At 69.7% G+C, this 16,978-nt stretch carries 16 protein-coding genes, 1 tRNA gene and 1 pseudogene; 10 read left to right on the top strand and 8 right to left on the bottom strand.

Annotation, left to right across the window (positions count from 1 at the left end):
* Positions 1-34 precede the first annotated feature (34 nt).
* Complete coding sequence (locus AB0N89_RS35105; protein WP_364214013.1) at positions 35-490, bottom strand: nitroreductase family deazaflavin-dependent oxidoreductase; 456 nt, start codon at positions 488-490, stop codon at positions 35-37.
* A 117-nt stretch (positions 491-607) separates the two neighbouring features.
* Between AB0N89_RS35105 and AB0N89_RS35100 the strand changes: the two genes are divergently transcribed.
* Positions 608-1,297, top strand: coding sequence for a TetR/AcrR family transcriptional regulator (locus AB0N89_RS35100; protein WP_364214010.1), 690 nt, complete (start codon positions 608-610; stop codon positions 1,295-1,297).
* On the opposite strand, the gene AB0N89_RS35095 is transcribed toward AB0N89_RS35100, so the two are convergent.
* Together AB0N89_RS35095 and AB0N89_RS35090 are read right to left on the bottom strand one after the other, a co-directional pair.
* Entirely contained in the window at positions 1,281-1,904 is a 624-nt protein-coding gene (locus AB0N89_RS35095; RefSeq protein ID WP_364214007.1) for a TetR family transcriptional regulator, read from the bottom strand. The two genes, AB0N89_RS35100 and AB0N89_RS35095, sit on opposite strands and share 17 nt — an antisense overlap.
* Positions 1,905-1,913: 9 nt before the next feature.
* Positions 1,914-2,108 carry a hypothetical protein gene (locus AB0N89_RS35090; RefSeq protein WP_364214004.1) on the bottom strand — a complete coding sequence of 65 codons (195 nt, stop codon included), beginning with the start codon at positions 2,106-2,108 and terminating at the stop codon, positions 1,914-1,916.
* 171 nt (positions 2,109-2,279) lie between these two features.
* Here AB0N89_RS35090 and AB0N89_RS35085 point away from each other — a divergent pair, with 171 nt between their 5' ends.
* Positions 2,280-3,803 (top strand): 3-hydroxyacyl-CoA dehydrogenase, encoded by a 1,524-nt coding sequence (locus tag AB0N89_RS35085; protein WP_364214001.1) that lies wholly within the window; start codon positions 2,280-2,282, stop codon positions 3,801-3,803.
* 4 nt (positions 3,804-3,807) lie between these two features.
* Here the strand turns inward: AB0N89_RS35085 and AB0N89_RS35080 are convergent.
* From AB0N89_RS35080 to AB0N89_RS35065, 4 genes and pseudogenes are all read right to left on the bottom strand, one after another.
* Positions 3,808-4,108, bottom strand: a pseudogene (locus AB0N89_RS35080) (sugar dehydrogenase); the annotation flags it as partial.
* 137 nt (positions 4,109-4,245) lie between these two features.
* Positions 4,246-4,902, bottom strand: a complete 657-nt coding sequence (locus AB0N89_RS35075; RefSeq protein ID WP_364213998.1) for a L,D-transpeptidase — start codon at positions 4,900-4,902, stop codon at positions 4,246-4,248.
* A 95-nt stretch (positions 4,903-4,997) separates the two neighbouring features.
* A complete protein-coding gene (locus AB0N89_RS35070) occupies positions 4,998-5,882 on the bottom strand; it encodes a serine/threonine-protein kinase (RefSeq protein ID WP_364213995.1) in 885 nt (294 codons plus the stop codon).
* On the bottom strand, positions 5,882-7,540 hold the full coding sequence (locus AB0N89_RS35065; protein WP_364213992.1) for an N-6 DNA methylase: 1,659 nt from the start codon (positions 7,538-7,540) through the stop codon (positions 5,882-5,884). The genes AB0N89_RS35070 and AB0N89_RS35065 overlap by 1 nt, the downstream gene beginning before the upstream one ends.
* 77 nt (positions 7,541-7,617) lie before the next feature.
* On the opposite strand from AB0N89_RS35065, the gene AB0N89_RS35060 reads away from it, so the two are divergent.
* From AB0N89_RS35060 to AB0N89_RS35035, 6 genes are all read left to right on the top strand, one after another.
* Positions 7,618-8,364 (top strand): protein phosphatase 2C domain-containing protein, encoded by a 747-nt coding sequence (locus tag AB0N89_RS35060; protein WP_364213989.1) that lies wholly within the window; start codon positions 7,618-7,620, stop codon positions 8,362-8,364.
* A 72-nt stretch (positions 8,365-8,436) separates the two neighbouring features.
* Positions 8,437-8,521, top strand: a tRNA-Ser gene (locus AB0N89_RS35055).
* Positions 8,522-8,661: 140 nt separating this feature from the next.
* On the top strand, positions 8,662-8,922 hold the full coding sequence (locus tag AB0N89_RS35050) for a hypothetical protein (RefSeq protein ID WP_005167132.1): 261 nt from the start codon (positions 8,662-8,664) through the stop codon (positions 8,920-8,922).
* 2 nt (positions 8,923-8,924) lie between these two features.
* Positions 8,925-9,170 carry a hypothetical protein gene (locus AB0N89_RS35045; protein WP_364213986.1) on the top strand — a complete coding sequence of 82 codons (246 nt, stop codon included), beginning with the start codon at positions 8,925-8,927 and terminating at the stop codon, positions 9,168-9,170.
* Between the two features lie 190 nt (positions 9,171-9,360).
* A complete protein-coding gene (locus AB0N89_RS35040) occupies positions 9,361-12,102 on the top strand; it encodes an FtsK/SpoIIIE domain-containing protein (RefSeq protein ID WP_364213983.1) in 2,742 nt (913 codons plus the stop codon).
* Positions 12,095-12,466: a hypothetical protein gene (locus AB0N89_RS35035; RefSeq protein WP_364213980.1), complete on the top strand. Its 372-nt coding sequence runs from the start codon at positions 12,095-12,097 to the stop codon at positions 12,464-12,466. Before AB0N89_RS35040 ends, AB0N89_RS35035 begins: the two co-directional genes overlap by 8 nt.
* A gap of 74 nt (positions 12,467-12,540) precedes the next feature.
* On the opposite strand, the gene AB0N89_RS35030 is transcribed toward AB0N89_RS35035, so the two are convergent.
* Positions 12,541-15,009: an endonuclease/exonuclease/phosphatase family protein gene (locus AB0N89_RS35030; protein ID WP_364213977.1), complete on the bottom strand. Its 2,469-nt coding sequence runs from the start codon at positions 15,007-15,009 to the stop codon at positions 12,541-12,543.
* Between the two features lie 173 nt (positions 15,010-15,182).
* Between AB0N89_RS35030 and AB0N89_RS35025 the strand changes: the two genes are divergently transcribed.
* Together AB0N89_RS35025 and AB0N89_RS35020 are read left to right on the top strand one after the other, a co-directional pair.
* Positions 15,183-16,511: a BNR-4 repeat-containing protein gene (locus AB0N89_RS35025; protein ID WP_364213974.1), complete on the top strand. Its 1,329-nt coding sequence runs from the start codon at positions 15,183-15,185 to the stop codon at positions 16,509-16,511.
* A 125-nt stretch (positions 16,512-16,636) separates the two neighbouring features.
* A complete protein-coding gene (locus AB0N89_RS35020; protein WP_364213971.1) occupies positions 16,637-16,819 on the top strand; it encodes a hypothetical protein in 183 nt (60 codons plus the stop codon).
* The last annotated feature ends 159 nt before the right edge of the window (positions 16,820-16,978 follow it).

Here is a 16,978-nt window from a genome sequence, read left to right as displayed (position 1 = left end):
CTCTGATCACCTGTGTTCGGGGTCTGATCACGTGTCACGCGAGTTTGAAGATCGGGTAGCCGGGGGCGATCTCGCGGAGCTTCTCGTCGGACGCCTTCGCGTCGACACCGTCGAAGAACACGCCGACCTCGAACTTCCAGCGCTTGAGGTAGGCGCGCAGGATCTCGGGCTTCTCGTCGTCGGTGAGTTCGGTGTAGGTGAACGTCTCGGTGCGGCGCCCGACGCGGAGCTGCCCCTCGCCCGCGACCCGCAGGTTGCGCACCCACTGCGTGACACCGCGCGGCGCCACCAGGTAGCGCTCGCCGTCCAGCTTCAGCAGGTTGACCGGGACCGAGCGCAGTTCGCCGCTCTTGCGGCCGCGGACCGAAAGCACCCGGCTGCCCAGGATGCTGACGCCGAGCTTCGTCAGCTTGAGGACGGTCTCGTTGAACGCGGTGGTCGCCTTGGCGGGCTTGAGGTAGCGGGTGCCAGCGGCAGCGGTGGTGGTCATGACATCTCCTCGAAGTCTGTGAGAGCAGTGCTCTCTGTTAAGAGCAGTGAACACCAGAGCGGTGCATCGTGTCAAGAGCAGTGCTCTCATTTAGGTGCGATGCTCTATGTTGAGAGCATGGCTGCCACCCAGACCGCGCGTGAACGCGCCCGCGCCGAGCTCACCCGCGAGATCAAGGACGAAGCCCGCCGCCAGCTCGCCGAAGTCGGCGCGCTCGGGCTTTCCCTCCGCGCCGTCGCGCGGGAGCTGGGCATGGTCTCGTCGGCGCTGTACCGGTACTTCTCCAGCCGCGAAGAGCTGCTGACCGCCCTGATCGTCGACGCCTACAACGCCGTCGGCGAGGCCGCGGAGGCCGCGGACGACCCCAAGAAGGCTTCGCTGGAACGGTGGGAGTCGATCTGGCTCGCGGTGCGCGCGTGGGCGAAGGCGCATCCGCACGAGTACGCGCTGATCTACGGCTCGCCGATCCCCGGCTACCAGGCCCCGCAGGACACCGTCACCCCCGCGGGCCGGGTGGCGTTCGCGCTGGTCGCGGTCCTGCGCGACGCGAATCTCCGGGTCGAGACCGAGGTCGGCGAGATGCCCGCCGAGCTGAGGCGGCAACTCGGCGCCGTCGCCGAGATCCTCAAGATCACCCTGGCCCCCGAGACTGCGTCAAGGCTGATCATGGCCTGGACACAGCTGTTCGGGATGATCAATTTCGAGCTGTTCGGCCAGTACGTCGGCTCCGTGGACCCGTCGGACGCCTTCTTCGCGCACGGGATCCGTCAGATGGCCGAGTTCACCGGGATCAGGATGACCGGCTGAGCGCGGTCCACGCTCGCATCAGCAGCTGGACGGCGTCCACCACGTCCTCGTCGCCGGTCCCCTCGGGACTGAGGAAGCGCTGCAGCAGGAGGCCGTCTTCGAGCGCGTGCAGGATCAACGCGAGGAAGGCCGGGTCGGCGGGCGGTTCCGCGCCGCGCGCGGCGAGTTCGGTCCGGACGGACGTCTCCAGCAGTGCCCTTGTCGACTTCTCGCCTTCACCGACGAACGGGCGCGCTTCGGGATTGCGCAGCGCGTAAAGGGCCAGCTCGGTGCGCAAGGTCAGCCAGCCGGCGAGGTGTTCCGCCCGCTCGACGTTCCACGCGCGCAGCCGGTCCATCATCTCGGCGAAGGAACCGACACCCTCGCCCAGCGCGGTGACCTCTTCGGCCTCCCGCCGGGTCCGGCGGCGCAGCAGTTCGACGACCAGCTCGTGTTTGCCGTCGAAGTTGCCGTAGAAGGCGCCGCGCGTGAAGCCCGCCCGTTCGGCGATCTGCTCGACGGACGTGCCGTTGACCCCTCGCTCGGAGAACAGCTCGGCGGCCGCCGCGAGCAAGCGCTGCCTGGTCTGCTCGCGGCTTTCCTCCCGCGTCAAGCGTCTCGCCGTCACACGGCGATCCTAGAGTTCGCGATTTCCCTTGCGGCCGGTCATCCACACGCCGCCCGCGAGGACGCCGGCGGCGACCACGACGGCCAGCGCGGTGAGCGGCCACAGCGCCTGGCTCGCGAAGAACGCGGCGACGGCGCCGAAGAGGACGGCGACGAGGAGCAACGGCGTGGTCCGGACGGCTGCGGCGGCGGGGACGGTGGCCATGGGAGGTTTCCCTTCGAGGGTGGTGCGCGGAACACTCGGTTTTCGCGGAAGGGACTTCGCCGGTTCGGCGGCCTTACGCCGGACGGTGCGCGGATCACCCTTCCGGGCGAGATACCGGCGTGGCGGCTAGCGTCACGCCGGGAGACGGCATCGAGGGAAAGGCGGCTCGCGGTGGAGAAGTGGGCGGAGCAGGTCGGCAGGATCCGGGTCATCGGAACCGGGGTGATGGGCCGGGGCATCGTCCAGCTCGCCGTGACGGCGGGGCTCGAAGTCGAACTCGCCGACGCCCGGCCGGAGGCGGTCGGCGAGGCCATCGACCACGTCGGCGCGATGCTCGGCAAGCTCGCTTCGAAGGGCAGGATCACCGAGGAAGCCGCCACGGCCGCGAAAGGCAGGCTGATCGCGGCCGACGGCCCGCTGGCGCCCGCCGACGGCGTCGACCTCGTCGTCGAAGCGGTCCGCGAGAACCTGGAGATCAAACGCGCGCTGTTCGCCGAGCTGGAACGCGTCTGCGGACCGGACACCGTGTTCGCCACCAACACCAGTTCGCTTTCGGTCACCGAGATCGGGGCCGCGCTGACCGAGCCCGGCAGGCTGCTCGGTCTCCACTTCTTCAACCCGGTCCCGCTGATGCGGCTGGTCGAGGTCGTGCCGGGCGCGCGGACGGCCGCGTGGCTGCCCGCCGCCGTGACCGAACTCGTCCGCGGCTGGGGGCACGAACCCGTCCTCGCCCGCGACGCCCCGGGTTTCCTGGTCAACCACGCCGGACGCGGGCTGGGCACCGAGGCGCTGCAGATCCTCGCCGAGGGCGTCGCGAGCCCGGCCGACGTGGACCGCGTCGCGCGGGACGTGCTCGGCCTGAAACTCGGCCCGTTCGAACTGCTCGACCTCACCGGTCTCGACGTCTCGCACGCCGTGCTGGAAAGCATCTGGAGCGGTTTCCACGGTGAACCGCGGCTGCGGCCGTCGTGGCTGACGCGCCCCCGCGTCGCCGCCGGGCTCTTCGGGCGCAAGAACGGCGAAGGCTTCTACAGCTACATCGACGGGCAGCAGCAGACGGAACCGGAACCGGCCGCGCCGGAGGCCCCGGCCACGCCGGTGTGGGTCGACGACGAACGGCTCGGCACGCTGCTCTCGTCGGCGGGGATCCAGGTCGTGCATTCCGCCTACCCGGACACGGTCCTGATCGTCAGCCCGGTCGGCGCGTCCACTGTGGACACCGCCCTCGCCGCGGGATTCCCGGCGGAACGGGTCGTCGGCGTCGATCCCCTCGGCGGCTACGCGAAACGCCTGACGCTTTCGGTCCATCCCGCGCTCGACCCGGCCGCCGGCCGCACCGCGTGGGGCGCGCTCGCCGCGACCGGGCTGCCGGTGACCGTGGTCCGCGACGGCCCCGCGCCGATCGCGCAGCGGCTGCTCGCCTCGATCGTCAACACCGCCTGTTTCATCGCCGGGCAGCGGCTCGCGACGCCGGAAGACATCGACACCGCCGTCCGGCTCGGCCTCGGCTACCCGCGCGGACCGCTGACGTGGGGCGAGGAAGCGGGCGCGGACTTCGTGCTGCGGGTCCTGCGCGGACTCGTCACGAGCACCGGGGACCAGCGCTACCGGCCGAGCGGCTGGCTCACCGAACGGGTCGCGCTCGGCCTTCCGCTCACGGCCGAGGGCACTTCACCGGCCGACCTGCTCCGCTGAGCGCTCACCAGCGGCGATCGGTCACCGCCCCGGTGGAGGCGTTCCAGAACACGGACCCGCCCTGGAAGTCGTTCCGCCGTCCGCCGGTGGCGGAGAACTCGTCGGTCCCAGCCGAGCGCCTCCCGGCGGACGCGGACGCGGCCCCAGATCGCGTGCGCCTCGGTCCGCACCGTGTAGTAGATGGACGCGTTCTTGCTGAAGTGGTTGAACCGGCCGACGCCGTCCGCGGTGGCGGTCTCGTCGGTCGCGGGTGGACCGAACTTCCGGTGCCCGCCCAGCGCGAGGTACTTCTTGAGGATCTCGCCCGGCTTCTGGTCATCGGCGGTTCCCTCTTTCCGGCGTGTGCTCAGCACGTCGCCGGGAAGAGGGCGGTCCTTGCCGCCCGAGGCTTTCGTTCATCCCGAGGCAATCGAACCGCGATGATCGTCACGCAGGGGAACGATCAAGCCACGACCTGCACCACGTCACCGCTCTGCAGGGTCGTGAAGTACTTCTGCGAAGCCGCCGCCGACAGGTGGATGCAGCCGTGCGAGTACACCGAGAGGCTGCCGGTGTGGAACGCGATCCCCGGCAGGAAGAACACCGAGTTCGGCATCGGCGCGTCGAAGGCCTTCGAGTGGTAGTTCTTGACCTTGTTCGACACGTGGAAGACCCCGGTCGGCGTCGCGTGGCCCTTCTTGCCGGGCAGCTGCTTGACCGGGCCGTAGATGACCTTGCCGTCCTGCAGCAGCCATGTCTTCAGCGCGGAGAGGTCCACGCAGGCGCTCACGCCCGGCGAGGCCAGCGCGGCCTTGCACGGTACGTCGGCGACGTTCGCGGCGGGCTTGACCTCGGGTTTCGGGGTGGGCTTCGGCGTCGGCTTGGGCTTCGAAGACGTCGGCTTCGGCGTGGTGCTGCTGCTCGGCGTCTGAGACGACGACGTGGCCGGCGCGGCGGACGACGTCGTCGGCACCGAGGCCGAAGTGGTCGTGGTCCCGCCGGCCGGGTCGCCCTGCGCGACGGCGCCGCCGCCGGGCGTGCCGCCGCCCGAGTTGCCGGAACACGCGGTCAGCACCAGCGCCGTGGCCAGTGCGGTCACCCCCACCAGGAACTTCTTCACAACCCTTACCCCCGAATTGTCCGTGGTCCGTCTGACATGGGTAAAGACGGAGGTCAGGGCTCCCGGGTTGTTGATCGGAAGGTCACGATCACGTCTCAGGGCACGCGGCCGACGACCCGCGCGTACATCCTGCCCGGATTGGCGCCTTCGTCCAGATATCCGGGTAGCGGCGGCAGCTCCCGCGCGAACACGGCCAGCCGTCCGAACAGTTCGTCCGCGTCGCGGGGACGTCGTTCGGGATCCTTTTCCAGCAGGTCCGCGAGCAGCGCGTTCAGTCCATCCGGGACACCGTCCACCTCGGCGGGGCTGTCCTTGACCTGCTTCTCGAACACCGCGTACGCCGTCGGGCCGGTGAACAGCTGCCTACCGGTCAGCATCTCGTGCAGGACACAGCCGAGCGCGTACAGATCGCTGCGCGGCCCGGCGATCCCGCGCTGGATCTGCTCGGGCGCCATGTACGCGGGAGTGCCCAGGATCTGCCCGGCGCGGGTGAACTGGGCGACGTCGGTCTCGCGCAGCATCGCGAGCCCGAAGTCGAGCACCTTCACGCTGCCGTCGGGACAGAGCATCAGGTTGGTGGGCTTGAGATCGCGGTGGCAGATGGACAGCGCGTGCGCGGCGGACAGCACCGCGCAGGCCTGCGCGGCGATCGCGGCCGCCCACGGCACCGGCAGCGGCCCGTGTTCGGCGGCGAGATCGGCGACGGTCACGCCTTCGATGAACTGCATGACCTGGTACAACCGCTCGTCGTAGGTGCCGAAGTCGTACAACGTCGGCGCGCCCGCGTGTTCCAGGGTGGCGAGGATCCGCGCCTCGCGGATGAAGCGCTGTTCGAGTTCGGCGTCCGGGCCGCCGGGAAGCCCGAGGAACTTGACCGCCACGCGGCGCCCGAGATGCCGGTCGTGGCCCGCGTAGACCGCACCCATCCCACCCCGGCCGAGTGGCAGCTCGTCGAGTTCGTAGCGGTCGGCGATAAGCACTAGTTCTCCGGCTCGAGCTGTCCTTGAGTGAGTCCCGCCAAGCCTAGTCTCACCAGCTCCAGGCCCGATTCCGCCGCCTCGCGGAGGGCGTCCTCGAAGGCGGCGAGGCGGGTGAACGCCGCACCGTGGGCGCGCTGCGCTTCGATCGGCAGCCGCGGGATCCGGGTGCGCCTGAGGTCGATCCTGGTCGACGACGACGGGGCCAGCTGCCCGGCCGCGCGCAGGCACCCCGCCAGGAACGCGGCGTCCAGCCGTCCGGGATCGGTGCGGTACTTCGACATCGGCGGCTCCACGGTGACCGTCTCTCCACTGTGGACATACGCGGGCACGGCGGGCGACGCGAGGACGTCTCCCGCTTCCACCGTTTCCGGCACGGTGAGGACGCCGGACTTCAGCAGCTCGCCGATCGTGGTGAACGACGGCTTCCCGTCGGACACCGCCAGCGACGGCAGTTCCGGCCGGATGGCCTCGAAAACCCGCCGGACTTCGCGAAAGGCCTCGCCCGCGTGCTCGTCCCGCGCCTGATACCGGGCGGGGGAAAGGTCGATCTCCTCGTCGAGCAGGTCGATGATCCGGACCGCGCCCGGCACTTCGGCGCCGCGCAGATGGTCCCGCCACTGGTCCTCCACAGTGGACGGATCGGCCAGCAGGAGCAGCCGGGACGGCGGCCGCTCCCCGGGTTCCGGCCGCCGGAGCAGCCAGAGATCCGCGCCGGCGACCGTCACCACCGCGCGCAAAGCCCCGGCCCGCAACAGATTCCCGCGGATCCGACGTCCGGTCCGGCGGCCGGCGGCGGCGGGCGGCATGCGGATCGCGACCAGCCCGCCGGGTTTCACGTGCGCGAGACAGTGCTGCACCCACGCCAGTTCCGGTTCGCCGCGCGGCGGCTGGCCGTACACCCAGCGCGGGTCGCCGACGAGTTCGTCGTGCCCCCATTCCCGTTCGTTGAACGGCGGATCGCAGACGACGGCGTCGGCGAGCAGTCCTTCGTAGGAGTCCGCCGAAAGCGCGTCCGCGCCGTACATCTCCATGTCCGCCCCGGCGAGCAGCAGCCGGTGCGCGGCGATGCACGAGGTCGCCGGATCGTCGGCCTGGCCGAGCAGCCGGGTGCCGCCGGAGGCGAGGAGCAGCGTCCCGAGCCCGCACGCGGGATCGAGGACGACGCCGGGTCCGGGACCGATGAGCCGGGACATCAGCGCGGCCACCGGTTCCGCGGTGACGGACAGCTGACGGGAATGCGCCTCGACATAGCGCTCGCACAGGAACTCGAAGGCCTCGCGCGCGCCTCGCTCCTCGGCGAAGCGGTCCAGCAGTTCGAGCAGCTCGGCGTCGTCGTAGCGGGACGAGAAAGCCCACTCCCCGACGCTCCGCCGGGCCAGGAAGGCGCCCACCCGGCCGACCCGGTCGCCCAGCTCCAGGTCGTCGCCGAGGTTCCGCAGCCGCTGCCAGACCCGGTCACCGAGCGAGATTTCGAAGGGTTTCCCACGCTCGCGCAGCCAGTTTTCGACGGCGACCAGGGAAAAGAGGGGGCTCGACGCCGTTCCGCCGACGGGCGGCGGAAAATCTCCGTACCGTCGACGCCAGTTGCTCACGGCGGCGCGGCCGACGCCGGCGATCCGCGCGATGTCCGCCGCGCTGACGGTGGCTTGCTCCTCCATCGGCGCATCGTAACCGACAGCTGACCATTCCAGCCCTATGTTTGTGAACTCAGTACACAACTGCTTTACTGGGGCCCATGAGGCACACCCTTCGGTACGCCGCCGGCTCGGACGTCGGGCAGCGCCGCCAGGTCAACCAGGACTCGGTCTACGCCAGCGGGAGGATGCTGGCGGTCGCCGACGGCATCGGCGGCCAGCCGCACGGCGAGGTCGCCAGCGCCGAGGCGGTGGGCGTCCTGTCCCGGCTCGACTCGGATCTCAGCGGTTTCGACCTCGCCGACGTCGACCTGTTCGAGGTGCTCACCGGCGGCCTCCGTGCCATCGACGACCGGCTGGCCGCGACCGCCGAGGAGCGGCCCGAGACGCGGGGCATGGGCACCACCCTGACCGCCCTGCTGTTCGACGGCGGGCACTTCACCGCCGTCCACATCGGCGACTCGAAGGGGTACATCCTGCGCGCCGGGACGCTTCAGCGCTTCACCCGCGACCACACCCTCGCGCAGGCCCTCGCGGACGACGGGCGCATCGACCCGTCGGAGGTCGAAGGACACCCTCGCGGCTCCCTGCTGATGAAGGCGCTTCTGAGCACCGGAAGCGGCGAAGCGGACATCTGGACCTTCGACGCGGCCCCCGGGGACCGTCTTCTCCTGTGCTCGGACGGGTTAACGGCAACGGTTGCCGAAACCGTTATCAAGGACGTCCTGGGCGCCTTCCAAGATCCCGCCGAGACCGTCCCGAGGCTGATCGATCTGGCCAACGAGGGCGGCGGACCGGACAACATCACCTGCGTCGTCGCCGACGTTCTCGCGCCGGCGCCCGCATGAGGCCCACCTGCCGGAAAGCCAGGTCAGACCCGCCTTCGAAGGGGCTGACGGGCATCCGGTAAAGTTCCCCACGGAGGATTGGCCGAGCGGCCTAAGGCGCACGCTTGGAAAGCGTGTTGGGTTCACGCCCTCGCAGGTTCGAATCCTGTATCCTCCGCCCTCGGCAAGGCCCCGGACGTTCCGACGTCCGGGGCCTTGTTGATTACTTCGCAGGACCTTCACTTAACAGAGTCAGATGATCACGCTAAGTTTAGGTGTGGTCGTTCCAGCCCCCGACGTCCCAAGGAGTCCGCCAAAATGGCCGGAGTCGAAGAGATCCGCGCTGGTATCGCGCTCGCGAACGAGAAGGCATCCGCGAGTATCGCCGCTCTTCAGCAGGCAGCGCAGTCTCTCGAAGAAGCCCAGCTTTCCCTGTCACAGGCCACGCAAGGCAGCACCCAGCACGAGGTGAGCCAGGCACACGGGCTTCTCGCCGAAGCCCTGCAGGGCATCACCGGGATGCAGAGCACCATCCAGGCAGGCATTTCGTCGGCCGAGTCGTACTCGACCCGACTCTGAGCATGTACCTCGAAGAACTGCACCAGCTGCTGACGGCCGTCCAGACCGGGCTCGCCGACGGACGCGCCCACGCCGAGCGGGCCAGAAGCCTGCTTGAGGAGTCCCGGCGCGCCATGGTGGAACCGCAGGCCCAAGCCGTTCCCTGGGTACCGCCGCAGCTGGCGCAGGCCGACGAGGGAATGGAAAACCTCCTGACGCGCCTTTCCACCGCTGACGACCTGGTCAGCGGCTACCGATCACGCCTCTGAGACTGCGGGCGGAGCTGCCATGTACTGGGAAAAATGGCCACAAAAGTATGAACCCGCTCTGCCGAAGGCCCCGCTATCGCGGTGGCAGGACGGCCTGTCCGCGTCGGTGACGCGGATGACCAGGTCGCGTCCTGCCGACGTCGATCGCGGCCGCGGGTTCACCATCGGACACTGAGATCGGCGAGCCGGTATGGGCAGCAAAGCGAGTGAACAGCGCAATCGCGTCGCCACGGCGCTGGAGCGGGTCCGGCATCAGATCGGGCTGGTCCTCGGCGCCGCCGCCGGCGCCCGCCAAGCCGCCGAGGCGGACCTGGCCAAACTGGAGCTCGAGCAGCACATAGTCCGCGTGGGAATGAACAACTCCACCTCGGACCAGTACGCCGAATGGTCGCGGCATCCCGCCGCGAACGAGGTGTTCCGCCAGCTCGGCAGCATCCGCGGCCAGTTCTACTCGGAGTGGGAAGCCGGCCCGAACAGCTTGCGCGAGCTCGTCGCGCACAACGCTCCCGGGCCCGCGAGTCAGCAGCCGGGAAACTGGCTCGGCCGGGTCGGCGCCAATCCCGGCATCACCGCGCCGGGGCTGTGGCGCATCGGCTCGGCGACCGTGCCGGGCCAGGACGTCCCGCGCACGTTCGACGTCGCGACACCGCTGCTCGACGAGTCGCATCTGTCCATCCAGTCGGCGCCCAGGACCCGGGCCGCGGTGGACGGCATCGTGCAGAACCTGCTGATGCGGATCCTGAGCACGTTCGAACCCGGCGCGGTCCGCGTGCACCTGTGGGACGTCGGGCAGCTGACCGCGATCCTGCCCGACCTCTACCCGCTGAGCCGCACGAGCGCGCTCACCCTGTACGACCCGGGGCGGCTCGAAGACCTCCTCGACGAACTGGCCGGGCACATCCGCCGCATCCACGCGACCGGCATGCAGGCGGGGCACACGTCGCTGCGGGAGATCCGGCAGGCGACCGGCCAGCGCGGCGAGCCGTTCCGCGTCGCGGTGCTCTACGGCAACGGCGAGACCCTCGAACCGGAACGTGCCCGCGAGCTGAAACGCGTCGCCACGGGCGCGCTGGCGGCCGGGATCTGCCTGATCCTGATCGACGTGCCGACCATGCTGTCGACGTCGGTCGAATCACTGAGCCTGCACGACGACCGGCGCGCGGTCAGCAGCATGACCGGGCCCGACCTGATCGTCGACCTCGATCCGCCGATGCCGTCCGGACAGGTCATCCGGGCCGCCGGGCGGATCGCCGAGGCGCTGATCGCCAAACAGGGCGGTCCCCGCGCGTTCGCCGACCTCCTGCCCACAGAACTCGGCAAGGAGAGCTCCGCGCGCGAACTGCGGGCGCCGGTCGGGTTCTTCGAGGGCGAGGCGGTGGAGGTCGTCATCGGCGACGCCAGCCCGCACGTGCTCATCGGCGGGCCGAGCGGTTCGGGGAAGACGAACTTCCTGTACTCGCTGCTCGGCAGCTTCGCGGCGCGGTACTCGCCGGACGAGCTCGCGCTGTACCTGCTGGACTTCAAAGAAGGCGTGTCGTTCGCCGGGCTCGCGCCGGGACGACGGGACTCCAGCTGGCTGCCGCACGCCAAGCTCATCGGGGTCAACGTCAACACCGACCGCGAGTTCGGCCTGGCGCTGCTGCGGTACCTCGCCGACGAGCTGCGCCGCCGGTCCGCCGCGGCGAAACTGCACGAGGTCACCAACCTCGCGGACCTGCGCGAACAGGACCCCGGCGGGCACTGGCCGCGGATCGTCGCGGTGATCGACGAGTTCCAGTACCTGTTCGCCGGCCGCGACGGAGTCACGTCGACGGCGACCCAGCTGCTGGAGGACATCGCGCGGCGAGGCCGGTCGCAGGGCATCCACCTGGTGCTGGCGAGCCAGGACGTCGCCGGGATCGAGGCGTTCTGGGGCAAGCCTGCCGTGTTCGAGCAGTGCACGCTGCGGATCGCGATGCCGAAGGCGCGGCGCGTGCTGTCCGAGACCAACAACGCGGCCGTGTCGGCGCCGAAGTGGCACGCGGTGATCAACCACGATTCCGGGGTGGCGCACGGGAACCAGCTGGCCCACGTCCCGGACGCGAGCAGCAAGGACGTCTTCACCAAGCTGCAGCACCGGCTGTGGGAGCGGTACTCGGAGTCGTTCAAGCGGCCACGGCTGTTCGACGGCGCGCATTCCCCGGTGCTGGAACAGTTCCCGGCGTTCACCGATCTGAAGCTGACGAGCAAGCCGCGCGCGATGCTCGGCCAGTCCATCGACGTCGACGAGCGCGCCTGCGGGGTCGACCTGCCGAAGGCGCCGGGGCGGAACATCGCCGTGCTCGGCGCGGCCACCGCGGAGGCACTGTCCATCATGGACTCGGCCGCGAGGTCCCTGGCGAAGCAGCACGCTGAAGGGGCCGTGGAATTCGTGCTGTCGTGCCCCATCGAGGCGTCGGTCCCGGCGGTGGAGGATCTGGCCGAGCGCCTGCGCCAGGAGGAGCACGACGCGGAATTGGTCGAAGATCTGCCCGCCCGGGTAATCGATATCGCGGAGAACCTGTCCTCTTTGGACAAACCGCATGTGCTCCTGTTGTACGGCGTCGACGCGTCGATCCCGGCTTTGGAGGCCAAGGCGCCGGGACAGCTCAAGAGCGGTTTGGATCAGCTGCGGGTGCTGCTGAAGCAGGGCCCGACGCACGGCGTCCACATCATCGGCTGGTGGCGCAGCATCGCGCGGCTGAAGGACACGCTCGGTTTCGCCGGCACCGACGACATCGGGAGCTGGGCGGCGCTGGACGTCCAGGGCAACGAACTGTCGCCGTTCGCCGCCGGACAGGTCGTGCACTGGTCGCCGCGGCCGGGGCGGGCGCTGTTCTTCGACCGCACCACCCACGGTGCCCCTGAGGTGATCATCCCGTTCCAGCGTCCGGAAGGGCTTCTCGATGGATGACGGCATCACCGCGGCCATGCGGTACAAGGAGATCGTCGGCCTCGCCCGCGCCTCGGCGGAGAACCTGCGGAGCTGGGAGGTCGCCCGCGCGGACGAGCTGGAGGCCCGGCTCGCCGAGGCGCATCAGGCCGTCGCGGACGCCGCCGAGCGCGAGCAGCGCGCCGTCGACCGGGCTTCCCGGTGGTGGAAGATGGCCCAGCACAACGTCGAAGGCCTCACCTGGCTGCCGGAGGACGAAGAACCGGCGCCGGTGCCGACCGCGCGGGCCGGGTACCTGGAGAAGTACCTGGAAGAGGTCAAGCCGAGCTACCAGGAACTCGTGCAGGCCGTCCTTTCCCTGGGCTGGCGGGCGAAACGCTCCTGACTGCCCCGCCACCCGTGCTATGAACGATCCGTTCCTTGCGAATTTCGCGAGGAACGGACCGTTCATAGCAGCGTTTACGGCTTCGGCAGGTAAGGGCCGAGCACCTTCTCCAGGTAGTCCGCCAGGTCGTAGAACGCGTCCTGGACGACGTTGCCCGCGCTCGGCCGGAACCGCAGCACCTGCGGGTCGTGGTCACTGGCCTGCTTCGCGAACTCCGCGTTCAGGTGGACGACGTCGTAGTCGACCCCGCGCGGCGCCTTCGACGCCAGGATGTGGTCCAGCACCTGCGACTGACCCTCGAAGACGTAGCTGTACCGCTCGTTCTCGGGCAGCGACGCGATGAGGTCCTTCAGCGCGCCACCGGCGGTCAGCGTCTTCACGGCGGGCGAGAACGGGTAGTCGTTCAGGTCACCGGCCACGACGACGTTCGCGTTCTTGTCCGACGCGAGCAGCTTGTCGACGAAACCGCGGAGCACGGTCGCCTGCTTGGCCCGCTGCACCTCCGAACTCCGGACCGGCGGCTGGTTGCGGCCGTGGGTCGGCTGGTCGCCGCCCTTGGAGTTGAAGTGGTTCGCGACGACGAACACGGTACGGCCCTGGAAGACGAACTCGCCGACCAGCGGCTTGCGGCTGGCCTCCCACGCCTCGTTCAGCGGGTCGACGCGGCCGGGCGAAACCGTCAGGTGGGTCTTGCCGCGTTCCTTGACGACGTCGACCGGGGTGGTCGCGTCGCCGCCCTTACGGTCCACAAAGGACACCCGGGCCGGGTTGAACAGGAAACCGACGCGGATGTTGCCGCCCGGCTGGCCGCCGTCCTTGCCGTTCTCCGGGTCGATCTGACGCCACTCGTAGCGCGGGCCGCCGGCGGCGACGATCGCGTCGACGAACTTCCGCAGCGTCTGGTCCGCCGCGACGGTGCCGTCGTTGGTCGGCCCGTTGTTGTCCTGGATCTCTTCGAGGTTCAGGATGTCCGGCTTCGCCAGGTTGGTGGCGATGGCCTTCGCCAGCTCGCCGAACTTCTCGTCACCGTCCAAAGCGGACAGGTTCTCGACGTTGTAGGTGGCCACGGACAGCTCACCGCCGCGCTGCGCGCGGGTGCTCTCGCGCCGCAGCCCGTTGTCCTTGGCGGCGCCCAGCTTCGTCGCGAACAGCGTGTAGCCGCCGAAGTTGCTGTACTCGACCGGACCGGAGGTCTCGCCGGTGAGGACGTCGCCCGTGTTGACCTTCGGGAACGGCTGCTCGGCGAACGGGATCAGCGAGGCCACCTTGAGCACGCCGGTGTTGAGCCGGTCGTAGTCGAGGTACACCGCGCCGCCGCGGGCGCTCGGGTTCTGCTTCGGCTTGGTGGTCACGTAGAGCTCGTTGTACGCCGACGTCGGGCCGACGACGCGCGCGTCGGAGACGCTGACCATCTCGCTTTCGTGCGACTCCCAGAAGTCCAGCGAGTACTTCGCGGGCTCCAGCGGCAGCGGTTCGATGCTGCCGCCCGGCGCGGGGGCGAGGGTGTCCGGGACCGAGTCCGGCGTGACGACGGTCGGCGCGGGCAGGGCGTTCCCGGTCGAATCGACCGTCCACTGTGCACTCGTCAGCTCGGTGAGCGACTGGTACGGCGAGGAAGCCGGCGCGTCCGGGTAGAACTCGCGGACGGTGCCGGTGGCGGTCACCGCGTCGCCGACGGCCACGGCGGGCGTGGTCGAGCCGGTGAAGACGAACAGGCCCTCGCTGGTGCGCGGGTCGGCGTCGGGCGCGGTGTCGGTGATCCAGAACCCGCGGGCCGAGCCGAAGCTCCGGATCGCGGTCACGACGCCGGTGACCCCGGCGACCTTCCGGTCCTTGAACGGCGAGATCCGGGTGGTGCCCTGGATGTCGTGGATCTTGGCGTTCACGGCCGGCGGGCCGGTCTCACCCGGCGTCTCGCCCTTGCCGTTGGTCGGCGTGGGCGCGCCCGAGGTGAAGTCGGCGGCGTTGTCGTCGGTGTCCGCGAGCGTCGCCCCCCTGGCGACGGACGCGGTGTTCGACGGCGCGGGCGCCGCGCTTCCCTCGCGGATGGTCGCGCCGCCGAAGCCGACCAGGTCCTTGATCCGGGGGTCGGCCGCGCAGTCGGCGGCGGTCTTGCAGGTCAGCGCCGCGGTGCCCTGGACCAGCGCGATGGTGCCGGCGGTCGCGGACAGCGCCAGCGAGCCGGTGGCGTCCGGCGTCGGGAGCGCGACGGTGCCGCCCGCGCCCTTCGCCTGCGCGATGAGGTACCGCGCGCCCGGCGCGACACCGCCGGCCAGCGGCGTGACCTGCCAGCTGTTCCCCGACGCGGGCGCGTACTGGACGCTGAAGCCGTCGAGGCTCACGGCGGCCGAGCCGCGGTTGGCGAGTTCGACGAAGTCGTTGGTCACCGTGGCGCCCGAATTGCCGCCACCGCCGTAGACCTCGGCGATCACGGCGTCGGCGCTGGGCGCGGCGAGCGCGGCCGGAGCGGCTGCGATGGCAGTACCGCTCACGACCAGCCCGGAGGCGACCGCCGCCGCCAAGGCCCGTCTGGATGTGGTCACGCTGAGTCCCCTCTTCGCAAGATCGGTCGAGGAATACTCCCCCGAACAAGTGAAATGAGGAAGACGTCGAGACAACGATTCGTCACCGCTAGCCCGTTGAGCCCCTGGTTCCGCCGCGTTCTCCCGTGAGACGATCAAGATCCGCCGCCTGCGAAGCACCAGGAGGCGTCTTCATGCGCGGACTTCTTTGCGCGCTCGTCATGGCAGGTCTCGTGATCCCCGTTCCCCAGGCGGCCGCCGAACCGCCGGACAAGGCCGCGTTCGAGGTGATGACCCCGGCGAGCGCGGTCGCGTCCCGCACCGATCGGCGGCCCACCGCGGGCGGCGTCTTCGACCCGGTCGCGCGCAAGACCTTCATCTCGTGGTCCGGCAAGGCCGCGGACACCTACGTGCAGGCCTACGACCACCGGACCGGCGCCTGGACCGCGCCGAAGAAGATCGCCGACGGCGAGTCCGATCCGCACAACTACCCGACGATGCTGCTGGCGGGCGACGGCCACCTGCTGATCTTCCGCGGCATGCACAACACGCGGACCGTGATCAGCCGCGCGCCGCTGGCCCATTCCCTCGACGGCACCTGGACCGACACCGAGGTCCCCGAGGGCGACTCGGCGAGCTACCCGATGCCGGTCAAGACCGTCGACAGCACGCTGTTCCTGTTCTATCGCGAGACGACCGGCGAGCTCGATCCGAAGACGAACACCGACTTCCGCCCGATGAAGTACATCGTCTCCCGCGACCACGGGAAGACGTGGAAGAACTCCGTGCAGCTGACCGGGAAGCAGTGGGCGTTCGGCTCGCTGGGCCGGGCCGACCACATGGACGAGATCTACGTCGGACAGCTGCGCTACCTGCCGTCGTCCGGACGGATCCAGTTCGTCTACACCCTCGCGGGCGGCGGCCCGGAGCAGCACAAGCACGACGTCTACCACCGGAACGTCTACTTCTTGTCGTTCGACGTCCGCACCCTGCGTTTCCACTCCGCGTCCGGCCGCGACCTCGGCACGCAGGTCGACGACATCGAGCAGGAGCGGTACCTCAAGGTCGCCGACACCCCGCTCGAACTCCCCGGCGGGCTCAAGTCGCCCGACTACATCCTGCAGACCGGCACGCGGCGCGACGGCAAACCGTTCGTCACCTGGTTCCAGTTCGACGCGGCGGGTTCGCCGCGCGATTTCGCGGGCGCGTGGAACGGCCGGAACTGGGAAGTGCGCGAAGTCGCGAGCGGACTCCGCTTGCGCGAGATCGAACAAGTCGACAGCGGCACTTGGCGCGTTTACGGAACGCGCGACGGGAAGCCCGGCATCGAGACGTTCCTGCTCGGCAACGGGCGCGTCTGGAAGCCGGAAACCTTGATCACCACGGCGAAACCGGTCCAGCGCGTCGAAGTGATCGCCGGTTTCCGGGACCCCGCCCGCATTCTCGCGACCGGCGCGTCCAGTGCGCGTGACGTCTCCGTGGCCGACGGTGACATTTATGTCGCGGGAGCGCCACGCAAATAGCCCATTGGTGTTCCGCTGCCTTAAATGAACCTCAAGTCCGGGTTCATCCCGGCTTTTCCGGAGTTACCTTTGGCGACGTGAGCGAGGACACAAATCCTCCCTCACGTCGCCGGAGGAGGTGTCCGATGGGCTGGCTCATCGCTGGTACGGCACTGGTTCTGCTGCTGGGTATCGCACTGGCCACCGACCTGCGCGACCGGAAACGAGGAGGACGCCCGGTGACGCACTTCGGCGGAGCGCGGCTCGACGCCGTGCTGCGCGAAGCGGACTTCGGCGAACGGCTTTCCGACGCTCACCGGGGAGGGTGAGCGGGGGGAACTGGGGGCGCACCGCCGGTGCACGGGACCCGTCGGGGGAGGACGGAGCCCGTACACCGGCGGTGTGTCATTTCCGGGTCGTTTCGCAGCCGGTGTAGCCGTCGGACGGCATGCTTTCCGCGTAGCCGACGAACTTCTTGCCGATCCCCG

Origin of the sequence: Amycolatopsis sp. NPDC089917 (assembly GCF_040684635.1) — a bacterium.
GTDB lineage: Bacteria > Actinomycetota > Actinomycetes > Mycobacteriales > Pseudonocardiaceae > Amycolatopsis.
This window is presented reverse-complemented; position numbering and strand designations above follow the sequence as displayed.

Bases quoted from the DNA above. Each gene is read 5' to 3' on its own strand.
- AB0N89_RS35105 (WP_364214013.1), bottom strand. From the start codon at position 490: ATGACCACCACCGCTGCCGCTGGCACCCGCTACCTCAAGCCCGCCAAG.
- AB0N89_RS35100 (WP_364214010.1), top strand. From the start codon at position 608: ATGGCTGCCACCCAGACCGCGCGTGAACGCGCCCGCGCCGAGCTCACC.
- AB0N89_RS35090 (WP_364214004.1), bottom strand. From the start codon at position 2,108: ATGGCCACCGTCCCCGCCGCCGCAGCCGTCCGGACCACGCCGTTGCTC.
- AB0N89_RS35065 (WP_364213992.1), bottom strand. From the start codon at position 7,540: ATGGAGGAGCAAGCCACCGTCAGCGCGGCGGACATCGCGCGGATCGCC.
- AB0N89_RS35060 (WP_364213989.1), top strand. From the start codon at position 7,618: ATGAGGCACACCCTTCGGTACGCCGCCGGCTCGGACGTCGGGCAGCGC.
- AB0N89_RS35050 (WP_005167132.1), top strand. From the start codon at position 8,662: ATGGCCGGAGTCGAAGAGATCCGCGCTGGTATCGCGCTCGCGAACGAG.
- AB0N89_RS35045 (WP_364213986.1), top strand. From the start codon at position 8,925: ATGTACCTCGAAGAACTGCACCAGCTGCTGACGGCCGTCCAGACCGGG.
- AB0N89_RS35040 (WP_364213983.1), top strand. From the start codon at position 9,361: ATGGGCAGCAAAGCGAGTGAACAGCGCAATCGCGTCGCCACGGCGCTG.
- AB0N89_RS35035 (WP_364213980.1), top strand. From the start codon at position 12,095: ATGGATGACGGCATCACCGCGGCCATGCGGTACAAGGAGATCGTCGGC.
- AB0N89_RS35025 (WP_364213974.1), top strand. From the start codon at position 15,183: ATGCGCGGACTTCTTTGCGCGCTCGTCATGGCAGGTCTCGTGATCCCC.
- AB0N89_RS35020 (WP_364213971.1), top strand. From the start codon at position 16,637: ATGGGCTGGCTCATCGCTGGTACGGCACTGGTTCTGCTGCTGGGTATC.